The organism is Radiobacillus kanasensis (assembly GCF_021049245.1).
Lineage (GTDB): Bacteria > Bacillota > Bacilli > Bacillales > Amphibacillaceae > Radiobacillus > Radiobacillus kanasensis.
Window position 1 is genome coordinate 935,127 of record NZ_CP088020.1, and the last position, 19,727, is coordinate 954,853.

At 39.5% G+C, this 19,727-nt stretch carries 22 protein-coding genes, 1 tRNA gene, 1 pseudogene and 1 riboswitch; of the genes and pseudogenes, 18 read left to right on the forward strand and 6 right to left on the reverse strand.

Going from position 1 to position 19,727, the window contains the following annotated elements; translation table 11 throughout:
* Positions 1-16 precede the first annotated feature (16 nt).
* The 13 genes and pseudogenes from sda to KO561_RS04980 form a co-directional block, all read left to right on the forward strand.
* Positions 17-157, forward strand: a complete 141-nt coding sequence (gene sda, locus KO561_RS04925) for a sporulation histidine kinase inhibitor Sda (RefSeq protein WP_231096024.1) — start codon at positions 17-19, stop codon at positions 155-157.
* 166 nt (positions 158-323) lie between these two features.
* Positions 324-893, forward strand: coding sequence for a biotin transporter BioY (locus KO561_RS04930; RefSeq protein ID WP_231096025.1), 570 nt, complete (start codon positions 324-326; stop codon positions 891-893).
* Between the two features lie 203 nt (positions 894-1,096).
* On the forward strand, positions 1,097-1,567 hold the full coding sequence (locus KO561_RS04935; protein ID WP_231096026.1) for a GNAT family N-acetyltransferase: 471 nt from the start codon (positions 1,097-1,099) through the stop codon (positions 1,565-1,567).
* A 121-nt stretch (positions 1,568-1,688) separates the two neighbouring features.
* On the forward strand, positions 1,689-2,591 hold the full coding sequence (locus KO561_RS04940) for an aldo/keto reductase (RefSeq protein WP_231096027.1): 903 nt from the start codon (positions 1,689-1,691) through the stop codon (positions 2,589-2,591).
* A 79-nt stretch (positions 2,592-2,670) separates the two neighbouring features.
* Positions 2,671-3,147: a hypothetical protein gene (locus KO561_RS04945; protein WP_231096028.1), complete on the forward strand. Its 477-nt coding sequence runs from the start codon at positions 2,671-2,673 to the stop codon at positions 3,145-3,147.
* Entirely contained in the window at positions 3,135-3,644 is a 510-nt protein-coding gene (locus KO561_RS04950) for a GNAT family N-acetyltransferase (RefSeq protein ID WP_231096029.1), read from the forward strand. The genes KO561_RS04945 and KO561_RS04950 overlap by 13 nt, the downstream gene beginning before the upstream one ends.
* A 60-nt stretch (positions 3,645-3,704) precedes the next feature.
* Positions 3,705-3,857, forward strand: a riboswitch (FMN riboswitch).
* Positions 3,858-3,961: 104 nt separating this feature from the next.
* Positions 3,962-5,050 (forward strand): bifunctional diaminohydroxyphosphoribosylaminopyrimidine deaminase/5-amino-6-(5-phosphoribosylamino)uracil reductase RibD, encoded by a 1,089-nt coding sequence (gene ribD, locus KO561_RS04955; RefSeq protein WP_231096030.1) that lies wholly within the window; start codon positions 3,962-3,964, stop codon positions 5,048-5,050.
* Positions 5,051-5,701 (forward strand): riboflavin synthase, encoded by a 651-nt coding sequence (gene ribE / locus KO561_RS04960; RefSeq protein WP_231096031.1) that lies wholly within the window; start codon positions 5,051-5,053, stop codon positions 5,699-5,701.
* Between the two features lie 10 nt (positions 5,702-5,711).
* The gene (locus KO561_RS04965; protein ID WP_231096032.1) at positions 5,712-6,905 is read left to right on the forward strand and encodes a bifunctional 3,4-dihydroxy-2-butanone-4-phosphate synthase/GTP cyclohydrolase II; all 1,194 of its coding nucleotides are present in this window, start codon (positions 5,712-5,714) and stop codon (positions 6,903-6,905) included.
* Positions 6,906-6,917: 12 nt separating this feature from the next.
* Positions 6,918-7,382: a 6,7-dimethyl-8-ribityllumazine synthase gene (gene ribH / locus KO561_RS04970; RefSeq protein ID WP_231096033.1), complete on the forward strand. Its 465-nt coding sequence runs from the start codon at positions 6,918-6,920 to the stop codon at positions 7,380-7,382.
* A 142-nt stretch (positions 7,383-7,524) separates the two neighbouring features.
* Positions 7,525-7,656 (forward strand): hypothetical protein, encoded by a 132-nt coding sequence (locus tag KO561_RS20410; protein WP_269140696.1) that lies wholly within the window; start codon positions 7,525-7,527, stop codon positions 7,654-7,656.
* 56 nt (positions 7,657-7,712) lie between these two features.
* Positions 7,713-8,240 carry a DinB family protein gene (locus tag KO561_RS04975; RefSeq protein ID WP_231096034.1) on the forward strand — a complete coding sequence of 176 codons (528 nt, stop codon included), beginning with the start codon at positions 7,713-7,715 and terminating at the stop codon, positions 8,238-8,240.
* 6 nt (positions 8,241-8,246) lie between these two features.
* Positions 8,247-8,395, forward strand: a pseudogene (locus KO561_RS04980) (VOC family protein); the annotation flags it as partial.
* A gap of 125 nt (positions 8,396-8,520) precedes the next feature.
* Here KO561_RS04980 and KO561_RS04985 read toward each other — a convergent pair.
* A complete protein-coding gene (locus tag KO561_RS04985) occupies positions 8,521-9,369 on the reverse strand; it encodes a pentapeptide repeat-containing protein (RefSeq protein ID WP_231096035.1) in 849 nt (282 codons plus the stop codon).
* 114 nt (positions 9,370-9,483) lie between these two features.
* Between KO561_RS04985 and KO561_RS04990 the strand changes: the two genes are divergently transcribed.
* Positions 9,484-9,777: a hypothetical protein gene (locus KO561_RS04990; RefSeq protein ID WP_231096036.1), complete on the forward strand. Its 294-nt coding sequence runs from the start codon at positions 9,484-9,486 to the stop codon at positions 9,775-9,777.
* Here KO561_RS04990 and KO561_RS04995 read toward each other — a convergent pair.
* The 3 genes from KO561_RS04995 to hpaB all read right to left on the reverse strand — a co-directional run bounded on the left by KO561_RS04995 (position 9,774) and on the right by hpaB (position 11,939).
* On the reverse strand, positions 9,774-9,962 hold the full coding sequence (locus tag KO561_RS04995) for a hypothetical protein (RefSeq protein WP_231096037.1): 189 nt from the start codon (positions 9,960-9,962) through the stop codon (positions 9,774-9,776). The genes KO561_RS04990 and KO561_RS04995 overlap by 4 nt on opposite strands.
* Before the next feature lie 16 nt (positions 9,963-9,978).
* Positions 9,979-10,395, reverse strand: a complete 417-nt coding sequence (locus tag KO561_RS05000; RefSeq protein ID WP_231096038.1) for an NUDIX hydrolase — start codon at positions 10,393-10,395, stop codon at positions 9,979-9,981.
* A gap of 113 nt (positions 10,396-10,508) precedes the next feature.
* Positions 10,509-11,939 carry a 4-hydroxyphenylacetate 3-monooxygenase, oxygenase component gene (hpaB, locus tag KO561_RS05005; protein WP_231096039.1) on the reverse strand — a complete coding sequence of 477 codons (1,431 nt, stop codon included), beginning with the start codon at positions 11,937-11,939 and terminating at the stop codon, positions 10,509-10,511.
* A 148-nt stretch (positions 11,940-12,087) separates the two neighbouring features.
* Here hpaB and KO561_RS05010 point away from each other — a divergent pair, with 148 nt between their 5' ends.
* Positions 12,088-12,960 carry a DMT family transporter gene (locus KO561_RS05010; RefSeq protein ID WP_231096040.1) on the forward strand — a complete coding sequence of 291 codons (873 nt, stop codon included), beginning with the start codon at positions 12,088-12,090 and terminating at the stop codon, positions 12,958-12,960.
* A gap of 84 nt (positions 12,961-13,044) precedes the next feature.
* Positions 13,045-15,474 (forward strand): sensor domain-containing protein, encoded by a 2,430-nt coding sequence (locus tag KO561_RS05015; RefSeq protein ID WP_231096041.1) that lies wholly within the window; start codon positions 13,045-13,047, stop codon positions 15,472-15,474.
* A 56-nt stretch (positions 15,475-15,530) separates the two neighbouring features.
* Here the strand turns inward: KO561_RS05015 and KO561_RS05020 are convergent, their stop codons facing one another.
* On the reverse strand, positions 15,531-16,046 hold the full coding sequence (locus KO561_RS05020; RefSeq protein ID WP_231096042.1) for a DNA topology modulation protein: 516 nt from the start codon (positions 16,044-16,046) through the stop codon (positions 15,531-15,533).
* A 181-nt stretch (positions 16,047-16,227) separates the two neighbouring features.
* A complete protein-coding gene (gene dat / locus KO561_RS05025) occupies positions 16,228-17,097 on the reverse strand; it encodes a D-amino-acid transaminase (RefSeq protein WP_231096043.1) in 870 nt (289 codons plus the stop codon).
* A gap of 705 nt (positions 17,098-17,802) precedes the next feature.
* Between dat and KO561_RS05030 the strand changes: the two genes are divergently transcribed.
* A tRNA-Gly gene (locus KO561_RS05030) sits at positions 17,803-17,876 on the forward strand.
* A gap of 151 nt (positions 17,877-18,027) precedes the next feature.
* A complete protein-coding gene (locus tag KO561_RS05035; protein WP_231096044.1) occupies positions 18,028-19,725 on the forward strand; it encodes an ABC-ATPase domain-containing protein in 1,698 nt (565 codons plus the stop codon).
* Positions 19,726-19,727: the final 2 nt, after the last annotated feature.

The following is a 19,727-nucleotide window of genomic DNA, read 5'->3' on the forward strand; positions in this document are numbered from 1 at the left end:
AGTAGGGGGAAGGACATTGGACTATCTATCGGATAAGGTACTTATTGAAGCTTATAAAAAAGCCGTGACTTTAGAACTAAGTGAAGAATTTTTAAAGCAAATAGAAGAAGAATTAAAAAAAAGAAAGATATGCTTGATCCTCCTAGAAAAGGAATAATAGACCAACAAAATCATAATCTTACGTCTTTACCTAGTAAAGGCGTTTTTTACCGTCTCCTTTTACGGTATTTCCTAGTTAATGAACGACAAGACATAAAATACTACCAAAACCTGAATATATATGTTAACCTTTATTTTATTAGGTTAACATTGGAGGGGTTATTTTGTATAACAGAAATTCGAAACTTCATGCTGTCATTGTTTGCGGCCTATTCGCAGCAATTACTGCTATTCTGGCACAGGTAGAAATTCCGCTGCCGATTGTACCAATCAGTGGACAAACTTTAGCGGTCGGTTTGACTGCAACCATTATCGGAAGTAGGTATGGGGCAATTGCTATGGTATGCTATGCCCTTTTAGGAGCTGTTGGATTGCCTGTTTTTGCTGGATTTAAAGGGGGAGCACAGATTTTAATCGGGCCAACAGGTGGATATATCTTTGGATTTATTCTTACCGCATATGTAACAGGACTCATTCTTGAAAAAACGAAATTCACAATAACTATGGCAATGATTGCTAATACCATTGGAATGATCATTACATTGATATTTGGTACTGTTCAATTGAAACTCGTTCTTGATATGACATGGGGACAAGCACTAGGAGCAGGTGTCTATCCATTTATAGCCGTCGGTCTTATTAAAGCATTTTTAGCGAGCTGGCTTGGAATAATCGTTAGAAGACGGTTAATACAAGCGAAGTTGATAAATCAAGTAGATAAAAGAGCTGCTTAACGATGAAACTTAATTTCCCTGTTACATAGGTATAGGTGAGAATCTATCAGTTTTCCGAATCGTTAGTTTTTAATTTTGCTATTCCTATTCGAACGGACTGTAAAAAGAATCTAAGTGTTACAATCAGTGTAATGGAAAAATGGGGTACAGATTTATTAATCTAGCCCTATTCTCCTACACTCATTAGGAAAGGAATACGATGCATGATCAGAAGCTTAAAATCAGAGGACTTTTATAGGATTCAATCTGTGATGAATGATTGGTGGGGTGGTCGAGAGATGACGCACTTAGCACCCAAATACTTATTTGAACATTTTCAAACGACCAGTTTTGTAGCCGAAGAGAATGGAAAGATGATCGGTTTTTTAGTTGGTTTCCTGTCTCAGAGCCAGCCGAACGAAGCTTATATTCATTTAATTGCCATTGATCCGAAAAATAGGGGGAATGGGCTGGCAAGTAAGCTTTATGAGACTTTTTTTGCTGAAGTTGCCAAGTTAGGGGTTCGAACTGTCCGATGTATTACTTCGCCTGTGAACAAGCAATCGATTGCTTATCATACAAGGATTGGCTTTTCCATAGAAGAAGGCGATAAGGAAATAGAGGGTGTTCCGGTTCATTCTAATTATGATGGGGAAGGGGTCGACCGAGTGTTGTTTGTGAAGCAGTTGGGCTGACATTTGGTTGGTTAGTAAGTGGCTGGATGAGAAGGGGCACAAACAGAAAAACCATTCATTTGTCTTTTCCTTACATATTAGAGATAATGAAAGCAATTACATATAGATGGGAGTTACATTCATGGAAAGAGTTCAGCTTGCGGATGATTTATCCTTTTCTCGAATTATTCACGGACTATGGCGTTTGAATGAGTGGAATCACACTCCGGAAGATACATTGGATTTAATGGAATATTGCTTAGAGTTAGGAATTACAACCTTTGATCATGCGGACATTTACGGTGGATTTCTAAATGAAGAGCTATTCGGCAAAGTACTAGCTTTAAAGCCAGAATTAAGAAGTAAAATGGAGTTAGTGACAAAGTGTGGCATTGTGTTTAAGTCACCTAGACGTCCACAACATAAATCCCATCATTACGATACGAGTAAAAAGCATATATTAGAGTCCGTCGAGAATTCTTTAAAAAATTTGCAAACCGATTATTTAGATACGTTGCTTATTCACCGTCCGGATCCGTTTATGGACCCTGAGCAAGTGGCAAGTGCTTTCTTGGAGTTAAAGCAAGCGGGAAAAGTACGTCATTTTGGGGTGTCCAACTTTAAGCAGCACCAATATAACATGCTGCAATCGTATCTGGATTTTAACCTAGTAACCAATCAAATCGAGCTTTCTGCTTACGTGCTGGAAAACTTTGACGATGGTACGGTCAACTTATGCCAAGAAAAAAGAGTTACACCGATGGCTTGGTCTCCATTAGCTGGCGGAAAGGTTTTCTCGAGCGATGAAGAAAAGGCCAAACGCCTTCGTACTGCTTTAACGAAAGTGGCAGAGGAACTAGGTGCGGATGGCATCGATCAAGTATTATACGCTTGGTTACTTGCACATCCTGCAACCATTTTGCCGATTGTTGGGTCTGGTAAAAAAGAACGGATTAAAAAAGCGGTAAAAGCATTGGATTACAAGCTGTCGTTAGATCAATGGTTTGAGATATTACATGCATCGATGGGATATGAAGTACCTTAGAGAGGCGCATTTTGCGCTTCTTTTTTTTAATACACAGCAATATGTTGGACAGGATAATAAGTAAAAAGGACTTCAACTTATGATTGGACTACTTACTGCTATTGTTATTTTTAACATCCTGGCTTACAAAACAAACAAGGATTTGACTCGTAAGGAAATAGCACATATTTGGTGCTTTACGATAGCTTTTCAAGCTGTTTTTGATACATACATTGATATTAAATATAATGCGTATTGGTATTTCTCCCCTGATGTAGACTGGATATCGTTGCCTGCTGTTCTTTTATTACTGCCTCCAGTGAACCATATATTTATCAATTGGTATCCATTTAAGCGTTCTATTGGAAAACAAATCATATATTTTCTCTGTTGGGAAGTTGTCTTATTAGCCTATGAACTTCTAACTCAATTACCGCAGCCTTGGGGATATTTTTATTATGGTTGGTGGAATTTAGGATACTCTGTATTACTTAACCCAATCCTATTACTAATTGTAGTATTCTATTATAAAAGGGTTATTTGTAAGGATGGAGAGGAGAAGAAGTGGGCCAACTAACAGTAGTAACTGGAAGAGAAGAACAAATCGAAAAGTTAACTGAAATTTACAAGGAAACATGGCAAAGTGAGGATTCGTTTATTAGGGAACGGATTCTTAGGCATTCCAATTATGAGGGGTATAAAGGTTTTATTCTATCAGAGGGTGAAGAACCGGTAGGATTTGCTTATGGATATACCTCGCAAAAAGGTCAGTATTACAATGAATTACTTAGAGAAGCTTTAGCTGAATCCGAGCAACAAAATTGGCTTGATGATTGTTTTGAAGTGGTGGAGTTAGCGGTACGACCCTCCCAAAGAAATCGTGGTTATGGAAGGCAGATTATGATGGAATTGTTAAAGGAATCAAACCATAAGACAGCTATTTTGACCACTCAAGTGGATAATCTTACAGCACGGCGATTGTATGAAAAAATGGATTGGCAAGTGGTGAAGGAACCATTTTATCCTAGTGATACGGAGAACTCATACGTGATCTTAGGGAAAAAATTAAATTAATTCAAGCTGAACACGTGCATTTCAGTTTTTATGGTGTTATAGTAATACTAATCGAATAAGGATTTCCTTTGGGGCAGGGTGCAATTCCCGACCGACGGTGATGGGTATAGGTAAACGTTATCCTCAGTCCGTGACCCGGAGCATGTTACATGCGAAGGTGGATTTGGTGAAATTCCAAAGCCGACAGTATAGTCTGGATGGTAAAAGGAAAATCTTCGTACTTGAAGTACGTTTATTTGTTGTTGATTCGAAGCCCCAGAATTATTTCTGGGGCTTTTCTTGTTTTTCCTTCCAATACAAAGGAAGGATGTGATGCGATGACAAAAGAGGAATATATGGACATAGCTCTCTCGATTGCAGAGGCAACTATCGGGCAAACTAGCCCGAATCCAAGTGTGGGTGCCGTTCTCGTTAAAGATAACCAGATTATCGGCATGGGTACTCATTTAAGAGCCGGCCATGAACATGCGGAAGTTCTTGCTATTAAACAGGCTGGACCATCGGCAGTAGGTGCTGATATGTATGTAACCTTGGAACCATGTTCCCATTTTGGCAGGACACCACCGTGCGTGGATTTAATCATCGAACACAACATTCGGAAGGTATATGTGGCTTGCTTAGACCCTAACCCTGAGGTTGCTGGTAAAGGAATAGAAAAGTTGAAGCAATCGGGGATAGAAGTAGAAGTAGGTGTACAGGAAACAAGAGCACAAGAATTAAACCGCAAATTTTTTCATTTTATTCAAACGAAAAGACCGTATGTCACGCTAAAATCTGCCATGACACTCGATGGAAAAACAGCTACTGCAAATGGGGATAGTAAATGGATTACGTCTTCTGATGCAAGGTTAGATGTTCACCGTCAAAGAGACGTACATGATGCTATTTTAGTAGGCGTTAATACGGTTCTTCAGGATAACCCTCAACTAACCACCAGATTGCCCCAAGGTGGTAAAAATCCCATTCGAATTATTTTAGATACGAAACTTCGTATTGCCAAAAACTCTAAAGTCTTGTTGAATCATGAAGCACCGACTTGGATTATTTGTGGAAGAAATGCAGATGTGGATTCTTTTAAAACGCATTATCCACATGTAAAAGTTTTTTCGTTAGATACGAAGCAGGTAGAACTGGAGACTGTCTTAAATCTCTTAGGAGAACAGCGTATTCAGTCCTTGTATGTAGAAGGTGGAAGCACGATTCACGGTCAGTTTGTCGCTCAAAGACTTTTTAATGAGTGCCATTGGTATATTGCACCAAAGCTGTTAGGAGGTTCAGATGCTTTTCCTTCAGTTGGTGGCAACTCACCAGAATGGATGAAAGATGCCATAGATCTTGATGTAGTAAAAGTTGAGCAATTGGGGAGCGACATTAAAATTACAGCACGATCGAAGGAGGCGAAGTAAATGTTTACGGGTATCGTGGAAGAGAAAGGGAAGGTGAAAAGTATTACTCGAAATCAAAAATCTCTTTCCTTAATCATCAAAGCAACTAAGTTGCCATCAGACCTTGCGATTGGAGATAGTGTAGCCGTGAACGGAGTTTGTCTAACGGTAACTCAGTACACTTCTGACTCCTTTATGGTGGATGTCATTCCTGAAACTTTTCGGGCAACCTCTTTAGCTGAGGTTAGTGTTGGCTCCTCGGTTAATTTGGAAAGAGCGATGCATGCTTCGGGAAGGTTCGGAGGCCATTTTGTCTCTGGTCATGTAGACACTGTTGGGGAAATAGGAAGGACTTGGCGGGAGGACAATGCCTTGTATGTATCGGTGAAAATTCCAGCAGATGGACTTCCTTACCTAACAAAGAAAGGATCCATATGTGTGGACGGTACATCTCTAACTGTTTTTAATGTGCGTGATAATGGATTTGACATTTCTCTTATACCTGAGACACAGAGGGCTACAATCCTTGGAAATAAGCAGCAAGGGGATAGAGTAAATGTAGAGTTCGACATGCTAGCGAAGTACATGGAACGTTTCCTCACCTTTCATAAGGAAAAGAAGTCTAGCGAAATAACAATGGCACAATTAGAAAAATACGGGTTTATCGACTAGGAGGGCTTGCATGTTTCAGACGATTGAAAAGGTAATACAAGAGTTACAGGAAGGCAAGATGATTATCGTCGTAGACGATGAAGACCGCGAGAATGAAGGAGATTTCGTTGTGCTGGCCGAGCATGCAACCCCTGAAGTGATCAATTTTATGGTGTCAGAAGGGAAAGGGCTAGTTTGTACACCGATGGATCAAACGACAGCGATGAGGTTAAAGCTTCATCCAATGGTGTCCGAAAATACAGACTCACATCAGACGGCATTCACGGTTAGTGTGGATTACAAAACCACGCATACTGGAATAAGTGCATTTGAACGATCCTTAACGATACAAAAAATGTTAGATTCAGAAACGGCCTCCGAAGATTTTAAACGTCCAGGCCACGTGTTTCCTCTCATAGCAAAAGAAATGGGGGTGTTAGAACGACCGGGTCATACGGAAGCAGCGGTTGATTTAGCAAGGTTAGCTGGTTCAGATCCTGTAGGAGTCATCTGTGAAATTATGAATGACGATGGTACGATGGCACGCTTACCTCAGCTAGTGGAAATCGGGGAAAAGCATGGGCTCTCCATCATTACAATTAAAGATTTAATTGCGTACCGAAAAAGACATGATGCACTTATTATGAAGGAAGAAGAAATTCTTCTACCAACTAAGTATGGTGATTTCAAGTTGGCTGCTTATGTCGATCGATTAAATGGAAAGGAACATCTTGCTTTATTTAAAGGGGAATTCCAAGCTGATGAATCGACTTTAGTCCGCATTCATTCTGAGTGTTTAACTGGCGATGTGTTTGGTTCTCATCGTTGTGATTGTGGTCCGCAATTAGAGAAAGCTTTGGCGCAAATAGAAGCAGAAGGCAAAGGGGTCCTTGTGTATATGCGACAAGAGGGCCGAGGAATTGGCTTATTAAATAAATTAAAAGCTTATAAGCTTCAGCAAGACGGGTTTGACACGGTCGAGGCCAATCATCAGCTAGGTTTTGCGGAGGATGAGCGGGACTACGCGGTCAGTGCCCAAATATTGAAAGATTTAGGTATTAAGAAGTTACGTTTGTTAACAAATAATCCAAGAAAAATAGCTGGGTTGAAGGAGTATGGATTAGAAGTGATCAAACGGGAGGAGATTGAAATACCTGTAAATAAAAACAATGAATTTTACTTAAAAACGAAACAAGAAAAATTGGATCATTTATTACATTTTTAGGAGGCGTTAAAAATGAGTCAGATTTTTGAGGGGAACTTTGTTGGCACAGACTTAAAAATAGGCATTGTGGTCGGAAGGTTTAATGAGTTTATCACAAGTAAATTGTTAGGTGGAGCAGAGGACACATTAAGACGGCATGGAGTAAAGGAAGAGGACATTTCGGTTGCTTGGGTACCAGGAGCTTTTGAAATCCCTTTAGTTGCGAAAAAAATGGCCGTATCCGGAAACTTCGATGCTATTATTACGTTAGGCACAGTGATTAGAGGCTCTACCTCGCATTATGATTATGTTTGTAATGAAGTATCCAAAGGGGTAGCAAGTGTTTCGATGCAAGAGAATTTGCCAGTCATTTTTGGAGTGTTAACGACAGAAAATATAGAGCAAGCAATTGAACGTGCTGGTACAAAAGCAGGAAATAAAGGCGCAGAAGCGGCTGTATCGGCGATAGAAATGGCTAATTTAATGAAGTCTTTATAGTTGGTAAAGGAGAGGGCAAAAAATGCTCTCTCTTTTTACTTTTGTATGAATAACCAGCTACTTCACCATCTGTCATACGCCATTCCTTCTGGTCTGTGTGACATATGATTTGATTAATGAAAAGGGTAAAGGATGAAGGAAAATGAAAACCAGGCAAATAGTTGCTATCTTCTTTGTATTTCTTCTCTTAGTCTATCTTACTAATTTATTTCCAAAGCCACTGGATAAGGAGCTAGATGTTAAACTAATTCAATACGAGATTATGGCACCTTAGACAGTAGATTTTGGTAAAATAGAGAAAAAGTATAGATGACGGAAAGGAGCTCGCCTATGAACTTTCAGTTTCATGAAGCAATGGAAATTCTGGAACGGACACCAGAGACTTTAGAACACTTTTTGAATGGCTTATCATATGGGTGGTTGCAATGTAACGAAGGAGAAGGGACTTGGACTGCTTCCGAGGTTGTTGAACATTTAGTTGATGGAGAATTGTATAACTGGGTCCCGAGATTAGAGTTTATCCTCCAAGAAGGAGAAACGAAAGCTTTCCCTGCCTTTGACCGCTTTTCCCATTTGGAGAAAAAAGAACGACTAGTTGGAGAGCAGTTAGCAGAATTCAGAGCATTAAGAATGCAAAATGTAGACAAACTTAAGAAACTTGTTGTTCAAGACAAGGATTTAGAAAAAACAGGCTATCACCCGGCGTTTGGTGTCGTGAAAGTTAGGGAGCTTATCTCTACTTGGGCGGTTCACGATTTAACTCATATTTCTCAAATTGTACGTGTGATGGCTGAAAGGTATCGAACAGATGTCGGACCATGGCAAGAGTATTTGGGGATCTTAAAGGAAAGGGGCTAAACCAAGATGTCAAAGATTACTCCATTCTTAATGTTTCAAGGTAATGCGGAAGAGGCGATGACTACTACAGGACGATTTTGGATGACTCAGAAATTACGAGTATTATTCGTTATGGTCCCAACGAACCTGGGGTAGAAGGGAAGGCAATGCAGTCGGTTGGTAAATGGTTCATGTAAAACATCTCCAATTGCAGGAAGCGTGCAATTGGAGATGTTTTTCCTTTAGAACCGAATGAATTTAATTTTGTTTAGTAAGGTATTGCAGTTGTCTTATAAATTGCTTACATTTGTGTCCAATGCATAGGGGGTATTAGGTGGGAAGGTAGCTTCGTATGAATGTCCCCGTTTGCCGCATTTAACTGATCCTGTGTCAGGAATATACATTCTGAAAGATTCGCACCTCTCAGATCGGTATCACGCATATCCGCACCAATAAAGTCAGAGCCTCGTAAATCGGCGGATTGCATGTTTGCGGCAATTAAATAGGCACCGCGAAAATTACAACCTTTCAAGTCTCTTTTAGCAAGATTTGCACCAATCAAATCTGCACCTCTATCTGGATAAGCTATCTTGTTCATGTTATATTTTCTCTTCGTTTCTTCTCGGACTAAATGACTGGTTTCTAAGAGTAAAAGATTGATTTCCGCTCGATGAGTAGCAACGTCTAAAGAGAGTATAGATTCAGCCTCTAATAGGGTATGCTTCTCCGTTTTTTCAATCGCTCGTCTCAATTCATCATGGATCGCAGCAGTAACTTTTAATGTTAAAGCCTCTGTAAGATACCATAGCATTTCTTGTAACTGTTGCATGATCGGAAGGGTTTGAAACATAGCCTCAGCCACTTCTGGGTGTTCACGCCAGTCTTTTCCTCTAAAAGTGTGTTGGGACACCTTTTGTCCTGCTCCAAAGCATTCATAGACAGTACATCCACGATATCCTTTTCCTCTTAAATTTTCATGAATGCTGCAACGAAAATCACACTGTAAATGAGAACATGGTGTTCCGCCTTCCTTATCCTTGGAAAAGTCAGCAGATTTAGAAAATGGCAAGGCGACACAGCACAGTCCAAAACAGTTTTGACAATCTGCGTGGAGATGTTCACGATTTGCTTGAGTTCCATGATTAAGCACGGTTGCACTTCCTTTTTTTCATCTTTCTATTATAGTAAAACATATAGAGTTTTAATCCTAGAGAAACTTTTTTCTGTGGTGATTCGTATAGATGAAAATCGGAGGGTGATAGAAATGTTTCGAGCAGAAAAGCTTTATCGTGTAGAAATTGTTGAGGACATTCCGTATAAAAAAATTCGTAATCCATTAGAATTTACGAAACAAAACGGAATATGGAGATATAAAGAGCAAGAGGGAGTCATTAAAATTGGGATTAAAGGCGATGTGATTAAACAATGGAGAAGAAAATGGTTTTCTCCCGATGAAGATCAGGAGAATATCGAACTCTTTACACCAATGGATAATCCGTTAATTCTCGTTCCTTACCATAAAATAAAATACAAATATAAGGTGCTGAAAGAATACTAGTCTAAGAGGGAAGCTACCAACCCAAATAGTATGATAAGTGCAATGCCTCCAACCAGGAAATAGCCTATGAATCTAATTCCTAACGGTAAACGGCCGCCACTATTATTAGGCACGCCTTCTATCTTTTGCATGTGATCCATAGCATCATTGAACGGTTTATTCTCGTTATCTTCGTGGTAGGACATACGAAATACCTCCTTACTAGAAAGATATATAAAAAGGATGTTGCTCCTCATTTAGGCAATGTTCAATACGTTCTCTAAAATTATGCCATGTCACCATTTCAAAGGCTTGTTCAATTGGAAAGAAGCCAACTTCTAAGCTTTCTGGACTAGTGGTCAATGTGCCGCCAATGGGCTTGGCAAGGAATAACGTATTACAAATTGAATGGGATACATTTTGGAAAATCCCGCAAAATTTTATTATTTCTACATCTATTCCAGACTCTTCTTTCGTTTCACGAATAGCTGCATCTTGTAAGGATTCGCCTTCCTCCACTTGTCCCCCAGGCATCTCCCAACCGCGTCTAGGACCTTTGATAAGTAGGATTTCGTTGTGATCATTTAAAACAACCGTAGCCGCTGACACTATATGTTTAGGTATAATCACCGAATTCATTCCTCTCCATGGTGATCTTTTCTAATATCTGTATGAACCTTCTTTTACTTTAATGTAACATAAATCACATGAAAAAAGGCGCTTGAAATAGGTGAAATCCAAGCGCCTGACTTCTAATTCTCTATATCTAAAAAATTCTTCACTCGATCCACAAACTCCTCCTTCGGATAGGTTTTATAGACCATGCTTGATAATCGAATAGGATCCCCAAAGAAATATCGTTCGTAAAGCGTCTCACGTGTACCAAAGGCACTCATTGTAAGGTCCCATGCTAATCGGAAAATTTTTACCCTTGTTTCCGCATCCGCATTTTTTCCTTGCACATATTGATTCAAGAAGGATTGGATAGGGGAGGCGAAATCCTTCTCGGATGGTATCGTGACCATTCCACTAGCACCGAGCAATTGCAAAATTTCCGTTAAGTGCGGATAAATTTTGGGGAAACTACTACTTGCTACGCGAAGAGGATTAATGTTTGGGCGCATATATCCCCAGTCATCCAGCTCAGCTTCCTGCTCAGATTTAAGAAGAAGAGCTTTCATCGTTTCCATACAAGTAATTATTTCCGCCACTTTTTCTTGTATGTGTTGGTACTCTCCGATATTGATTGTTTGCACAATGGTTTCAGCAATACCAAGAACGAGCTCTAATTTTACAACCTGTCTTGTTAGGACTTGATGTAGAGCAAGATGCTGAAAGGAGCTTTTAATCATAAATGAATTCGAAACTTCCAAGTTGTTATAAAAGAACACTCTGTCCCAAGGTACAAGAACGTTATCAAAGACAAGTATCGTATCCATTTCATCGTATCGTGTACTTAAAGGATGATCGAATTTCGATTCTCCTCCGACAAAGGAAGGGCGACAAATAAACTTCAATCCTTTTGTATCAGACGGAATAGAGAAGGCAAAGGCATGGGCTGGGTCCAGCACTCCTCCAGCGGAGAAGACCAGCACTTCATCGGTTAACCCGCCTTGTGTAGCAAGAAGTCGGGCACCTTTGATGATAATTCCATCTTCATTTTCATCCACCATTCGTGCGGAAATAGGTTCCTCTGAATCCTCAAAGTTTAGTTGCGAGCGGTTTACTTGCGGGTTTACAAATGTATGGGTGAAAGACAGATCGTCCTCCCTCGCTCGTTCATATAAAGCTTTTATATTTTCCGGAAAACAATTTTCTTTTCCTTCTAAATAATCAATAGAAGAAGCGAAAGCTGTAACAACGGTATTCATATAGTCAGGGCTTCTACCCATTAATCCATATGTGGACTGTGCCCAAGCTTCGATCATGTGCCGCCTCTGTATCAAATCTTCTTTAGACTTAGGCTGTAGGTATGAGAGTCCGACCGGGTCTCCTGTTTGAGGAGAGGTATAAGTAAGAGATTGGCCAAGCTGTTGGTCATAAAGGTGCGCTTTTTCCTTTAAAACACCCTTAAAGGCGGGATGATTGGAAAGTTTTCCACTTACCTTTTTGCCATCTAACCAAATCTCCGTGTCTTGCCGGTCTATTCTATCCATAAATTCCTTCCCACTAATGGCAGGCATTTTTTCACTCCTTACATTTCCTTTTTATCGAATCTGCTACCATCATATTGATTTGGAGCCTGGTTCGTTCCAAAACATACGGGCAGATAGATTGTTTGCGATTAAAAGAGTTTGATATGATGCAAGGGATTAGGAAAAGGGGATGACCATGAGAAAATTAAATTTTGGATTATTAGTTCTATTGACAACGGCTCTTATGGGTTCTTCTTTTGCCGTAGGAAAGATGGGTCTTGTTTATGCGACGCCTATCTTATTGGTTGCATTACGCTTTACAATAGCTGGGTTGATTATGGCGCTCGTCGTATTTTTGTGGAAGAGACCGCATCCTACTGATACAAGGACGTGGTTAAAAGTAGTTGTAATTGGTTTGTTTCAAACAGCAGGTGTAATGGGGTGCATCTTTGTTAGCTTGCGGACAATCACGGCAGGAGAATCATCCATCCTAACCTTTATTAACCCTTTACTCGTCGTGATTTTTGGAACACTGTTTATGAAAGCGAAATATTCCATGCGTCAATGGATTGGTGTCATCATCGGATTTATTGGAGTATTTATTACGTTTGGTGCACACGTGGATTGGAAAATTGGAACACTCCTTGGTTTCCTTTCAGCGGTTTCCTGGGCCATCGGTACATTGCTTATTAAGACGTGGGGTGCCGAGGTAGATAACTGGGTATTAACGGCTTATCAAATGCTTAGTGGCGGACTACTTTTGTTCGGAGGAAGCTTTATCTTAGAAGAGCCACAGTTTGATATTACGACTGCATCTGTTTTCCTATTAGCTTGGCTTGCCATTATGGCGTCTATCGTGCAATTTGCAGGTTGGTTTTATTTATTAAGGATTGGAGACCCGGGAAAAACAAGTGCTTTTTTATTTTTAGCTCCTTTTTTTGGCGTGCTTTCCGGTTGGATCCTACTAGATGAGGTTATTAAGTGGTATGTAATTATTGGTGGTGCTTTTATATTTGCTGGTATCTTCCTTGTTAATTGGTCTACTCAAAAAAGTAAAAAACTTTCTTAATTTATGCAAAATACTAAGTTTTTATATTTACCAAAAAATTGTAATAGGATAAAATAAGAGTATAAACCGAAAGGAATACTTTTTATGAAAACCTTCGCTCAACGCTTCAAAAAAGTTCCCTATTATGTTTGGATTATTTTCTTTTATTTATATATTGCTTCCCTTGTAATGGAAGCGAATACGGACAATACGACGGAATGGATTTGGATCATTAACGCCGTTTCCGTGGTATTGTTTTCTTATTTTACTGGAATTGGTGGGGGATTGGTTATTTCCTTCCTTACCTCTTTGCCTAATTTTTCGTTTGAATGGTATCAGTCCCAGGTACTGGATCAAGATTTTACCAAACTAGGTATTGTAACTATTACTCTAATTTTGAACATTTCATTAGCTGTCACGGTTGGATATTTTGCAAACCAAATTAAACAAAAAAATCGGATGCTTGAGGAAAAAAATGAACAATTAAATAAAGTATTTAATAGTGTCGATGCTACGATTTGGACACACAATCTTGAAACGGGTAAATGTATCGTGTCGGAAGGACATGCAAAAATATATGGTTATACAAGGTCTGAGTTTGAAACGAATACGAACCTATGGACAAAAGCTATTTTCTCAGAGGACAAACCGGTAGTAGAAGCTGCAGAGAAGAAATATCTAGTTGGTCATACAACAGATGTGGAATATCGCATTTATCGAACAGATGGAGAGATTCGATGGATTCGTGATAAAGCCACTCCAATCATGAATGAAGCCGGAAAAGTGGTAGAAGTGAATGGCATTATTGTCGATATTACGGAAAGAAAGCAAGCAGAGAAACAGATCCACCAGCAAAACCACTTGTTACAAAGTCTGATGGATACGATAGATTCGTTTATTTGGTCCTATGATGTCGTGGAGAAGAAAGTCTTGTTCTGTTCAAAAGGGAGTAAGAAAGTTCATGGCATTACGTTTGATGATTTGATGAGTGATCGTAGTAGTTGGAAAAAAACAATCCATAAGGATGATATAGCATTAGTTGGTTCCCATTTTAAGAAAATCTTAAAGGGTGAAAGTGTAAAATGTGAATATCGTGTTGTGCCCGCTGGAGAAGTGGTGAGGTGGGTCAGTGCAAACGTAACCCCTACATTAGATGAAAATGGCCAGGTCATTCGTATGGATGGTGTAACCGTAGATATTACCGAATACAAGACGAAAGAAAATCGCTTAAATACACTTGCTTATTATGATGCCCTTACAAAATTACCAAATCGATATATGCTAGTGAAGTATTTAGAAGCCGCGATACAGCATGCCGAGACAACGAATAGTAGATTTTCTGTGATGTTTATCGATTTTGATAACTTTAAGAAAATAAACGATACGCTTGGACATCATGTGGGGGATATGTTCTTGAAGGAAATGTCTAACCGAATGAACAACGTGTTACGAGAAGGCGATCTTGTCGCGAGGCAAGGTGGAGATGAATTTATCATTCTATTAAATGAAACTGGGGCAAAGGGTGCTATTCGGGTAGCAAAGAGGTTGTTAGCCGCGTTTGCTAGTCCGATAGTTTTGGATGGTCATGAAGCAACTACTACACCTAGTATCGGAATTAGTGTTTATCCGAATAGTGGAAAGGATCCGGATTCATTAATAAAACGTGCAGATCTCGCGATGTACCAAGTGAAGGAAAGAGGTCGTAATAGTTATCAATTCTATACGGAGTCTTTAGACAAACGGGTCACACGTAAAGTAATGATAGAATCCGGACTTCAAAAGGCATTACAAAATAAAGAGTTTTATCTTGTCTACCAGCCTTTAGTAAATTTGAATACGAGTCAAATAGAAGGAATGGAAGCATTGCTGCGGTGGAAGGCTCCATTTGGAGAAGTAAAACCTTCTGAATTTATACCAGTTGCAGAAGAAGCAGGGTTAATCGTGGATATAGGAACATGGGTGATGAAGGAAGCTTGTCGCCAAAACAAAAAGTGGCAGCAGCAAGGGATTCTTCATGCACCAATCTCTATTAACGTTTCAACTAGACAAATGAAAGAAAAGTCCTTTAAAAAATTGGTAAAACAAACATTAGAAGAAACTGGCCTTTCTCCAAGCTACTTAGAGCTTGAGATTACGGAAACAATCATGATGAATATTGAAGAGGCTACAAAAGTAATCAATCAACTCAAGGATGTGGGAATACGAATCTCCATTGATGATTTTGGAACAGGGTATTCGTCTTTAAACATTATTAAGGATTTAAATATTGATACGCTAAAAATTGACCAATCCTTTATTAAGGACCTTATGGAAAATCACAAAGCGTCTAATTTGATGAAGGATATCATTAGTATTGGAAATCATGTAGCTGATAAGATTGTAGCGGAGGGAGTCGAGCTGGAAGAACAACGTGATTTCTTAATCCGTAATCACTGTAAAATCGGACAAGGATTCCTGTTAAGTAAGCCAATGCTTCCTCATGATTTTGAAGCTTCCGTACAAAAAATGCACTTTTTAGTGAAAAGGGAAAAATAAAAGAAAGGATGCGGGTCTCCAGAAGAGGACTTGCATCCTTTCTTTGTATGTAATAACTAGGAAATTTCTTGTTGTAATTCTTGAAGGAAATGTTTGGTTTGTTTTGGTCCGGTTAATCGGATGATGTTGATCTCAGAAGATTGTTTAAGGCGTTCTTTTATCGTGGGTGATTTATCTTTTTTGAAGCGAGCAACCCATCGTATAAATTCTAGGTCGAGTTTTTCGGGACACCCCTCTCCCATGTCAGGTCGAGTTCGGCCGTGGTATTGGATTCGTCGTTTCACGATTCCATAGAGACAACGAATGGTGGAGTAATCTAAGAAGATAACGGTATCGGCTGCTTGTAATCTTACTTCCATCGTAGCACCATAATTACCGTCTAAAATCCAGCTTTCCTGTTCCATTAGCTTTAACTGCTTTTCGATCCATTCTTGTCGCTCTGCTACTTGCCAGCCCGGCTTCCAGAATAAAGAATCAAGATGATACACAGGAATATGTAGTAGGTTTCCTAACTGTTTGGCAAGTGTGGATTTTCCAGCTCCACCACTTCCAATAATCATAATCTTCCTCATAGATTTCCCCCTTTTTGAACAAAATTATATGGATTAATATCATACCATTTTTAGGTGGAAAATCTAGTCTTTTTTCGTACTTTTTAGAAAAAAATAATTGCGTTTTTAATTCCTTTGTTTGGACGGCATTTTGTGATAAACAGAAAATAGGAAAAGCGGTAGAGAATCTCTACCGCTCATTTTACTTTCCTACAATAGAATAGTCTGCAATATTCGCATCTACTGCATACGCATGTTGTAGTTTTGAGGTGATGTTTCCGGGCTTGCCGTTGCCAATGGTTTGATTATCCACTTGAACAATTGGCATGACTTCTGATGTACTACTGGTGACGAAAACTTCGTCTGCTTCCATTAACTGTGTAGCTGAAAAAGCTGCCTCGACAAACGGAATTTTTTCTTGGTAGGCTAATTGTTTCACTCGTGCCCGAACACATCCGTGTAGGATTTGGTTCGTTTCAGGGTGTGTGTACACGGTTCCTTTTTTAACGATATATACATTGGATGAGCTACATTCAGTTACTTTTCCGTCACGATGAAGGATTGCTTCATAGGCCCCGTACTCACTAGCTTCTTGTTTAGCTAAAACGTTAGGTAGTAAATTTAAGCTTTTGATATAACAATTTTGCCAACGGATGTCTGGACGTACGATAGCAGACACACCATGTCGAAGTTTCTCCTCTGGCCGTGGCATGTCTTGCACATAGGCATAAAAGTTAGCGGGCACAGAAGGGAAAACGTGATCACGGGTAGCGGACCCTCTTGTTGCCTGAAGATAAACTTTTGCATTACCCGTAACATTATTTTTGGACAACAATTCACTAAGACTAGCATGAAGTTCATCTTTGGAAAAAGGAAGGTCTATCTTAACCGCTTCGGCCGAACGAAAAAGTCGGTCAACGTGCTCGTTCTTCAGATAATAGTTCCCACCATAAACGCGAATTACTTCATAAACACCATCGCCAAATTGTAAGCCTCTTTCTTCAAATGGATAAGTAAGGCTATGACGATCTACAAATTCTAGCTGTGATAATACATAGGAGTGTACGGTCATCTCACTTCCTCCTTCTTTCACCTTAAGATGTATGAATGGATACTATTATATCAAAATATTCAGTATTTGTGTGATACCTCTCATTCTAAGTATGCTATATTACGAATATATTAAAATGATGTAAGATTTTTTAACATTTTTTAAATAAAATTTAATTTTTGGGTTGAAAGACTATTTTTTGGTTGCTATAATAAACAACATGACTTGGGGGAACCAAGCTTTAAGAATACATATTTGTTCTGAATTCAGCACTTAAAACCATGCGGGTGTAGTTTAGTGACGAGCGATACTTCCACCGAATGATCTTCGAGAACCCCGAAGCATGAATCATCTATGAATAAGCTAGTAGATGCAGGGGTCCATACACGTCATCTAGAGTGTGAACTTTATAAGGATTTAGCACTTATAATCACGCGGGTGTAGTTTAGTGACGAGCGATACTTCCACCGAATGATCTTCGAGTAACCCCGAAGCATGAATCATCTATGAATAAGCTAGTAGATGCAGGGGTCCATACACATCATCTAGAGTGTGAACTCCATAAAGATTCAGCACTTAAAACCATGCGGGTGTAGTTTAGTGACGAGCGATACTTCCACCGAGTAATCTACGAGTTGCCCTGAAGCATACGCTTCCTTGAAATAACTAGAAGATGCAAGGGCATGTCTTGTGTGAACTCCATAAAGATTCAGCACTTAAAACCAAGCGGGTGTAGTTTAGTGGTAAAACCTCAGCCTTCCAAGCTGATGTCGAGGGTTCGATTCCCTTCACCCGCTCCAATTTATGGGACCAACGCAGTGTTTCGTTTTAAAACGAAGCATTGCGTTTTTTAATTTCTTAGGATGCTTTTGACCGTGTTTCGCTTGATAGTCTTGCTTTTGAGATTGTATCCTAGTGATTGATACAGTTTTAAAAAGAGGTGTTCTTAGTTTGAAGAAACTTCAACAATTACTAAAGCAAATAGATGGAAAAGGGTATAAAGGTTACAAATCTATTCAAGGAAAATACGAGTTTCATCGGTATGAGCTGATGATTGATTATGTCCAAGGAGATCCTTTTGCATCGCCTTCGAAAATAAGGATTATTATTCCGGATCAATATTACAAAATCAAATCAGAATGGAAGAAAGAAAAAAAACGAAAAATATATACAGAAGATAAGATTGCGCGAACTGTCGAAAAGGCGATCAATCAAAATCAGACTTTCATCAAGGGATCTGGAAAAAGCGGAATGATTTCTATTGATAAGCCTGGTCAAGAAATATTAGAACGCACAGCTGTTTCCATTGATGAGAGGCAAACGACAATCTGCTTAATGGTTGGGCTGCCAGCTAATGGTCGTAAAATTAATGGGAAGGAAGCGGAGAAGCTGTTTTTCACCGTTCTTCCAACCATCTTGAAGCAGTCAGTTTTCTCTATTCAAGATGAAGAAATAGAAGAAGTCGTAAAGCTAGCAGATCAACATAAAGCCATTCGCGAAAAGATGCAAGAAAATGATTGGACCGTCTTTGTAGCAGATGGCTCCATCTTACCCAGGAAAAGCGGTGTCAGTAATCAGCCCTTACATGATGCAGTTCCTTTTGAGGTTCCTGAGGATAAACGTGTATCCATCGATATCCCTCATCGCAAAGAACCACTTTCAGGTATGGCCTTGAAAAAAGGTATTGTTTTGATTGTTGGGGGAGGCTACCATGGTAAAAGTACCCTGTTGAATGCGATTGAACGGGGAGTGTATCATCATATAAAAGGGGATGGCCGGGAATTTGTGCTAACAGATCCTCAGGCGGTCAAAGTTCGAGCAGAGGATGGAAGAGGCATTCGGCGCGTTAATATTTCTCCTTTCATCAATAATTTGCCACATGGACAATCAACCAGGGCGTTTTCAACAGAAAATGCAAGTGGCAGTACATCTCAAGCTGCCAATGTAGTAGAAGCCTTAGAGGCAGGTGCTTCAACGATACTAATGGACGAAGATACAAGTGCGACGAACTTTATGATCCGTGACCAACGTATGAAGGAATTAGTCGTGGATGATAAAGAACCGATCACACCGTTTATTGATAAAATAAAGCAGTTAAAGGTACAAAGGAACGTTTCTTCTATATTAGTGATGGGTGGTTCGGGAGATTATTTTGATGTGGCTGATGATGTGATTATGATGGAAGACTATAAGCCTCATCTTGTAACGGATAAAGCCAAAAAAATTGCGAAGAAGTATCCAACTAAGTTCGAGAACGTTGCAGGCGAGTTTGGTGATTTAACGAAACGAACATTCTTATCTGCCAGTTTTTCTACAGGGCGAAAAGGAAAGGTTCAGGCAAAAGGATTAAAATCGATTCTAATGGAACGTGATATGCTTGATTTGAATGGAGTGGAACAATTAGTAGACTCCTCTCAAACTCGAACTATAGCGGAAATCTTCAAGTATCTAGACCATTCGAAAAAAAGTGAAGGTCTTTCTTTAGAACAGTTGTTAGATGAACTCGAACAGATCATGACAGAAAAAGGTTTACAGGCCTTTACGAAATTTCCGGACCAGCATCCGGGAGACTTAGCCAGACCAAGACGGTTTGAAATCGCCGCTGCACTCAATCGATTGCGCCGCGCAAAAGTAAAAGATATGACGTAAAT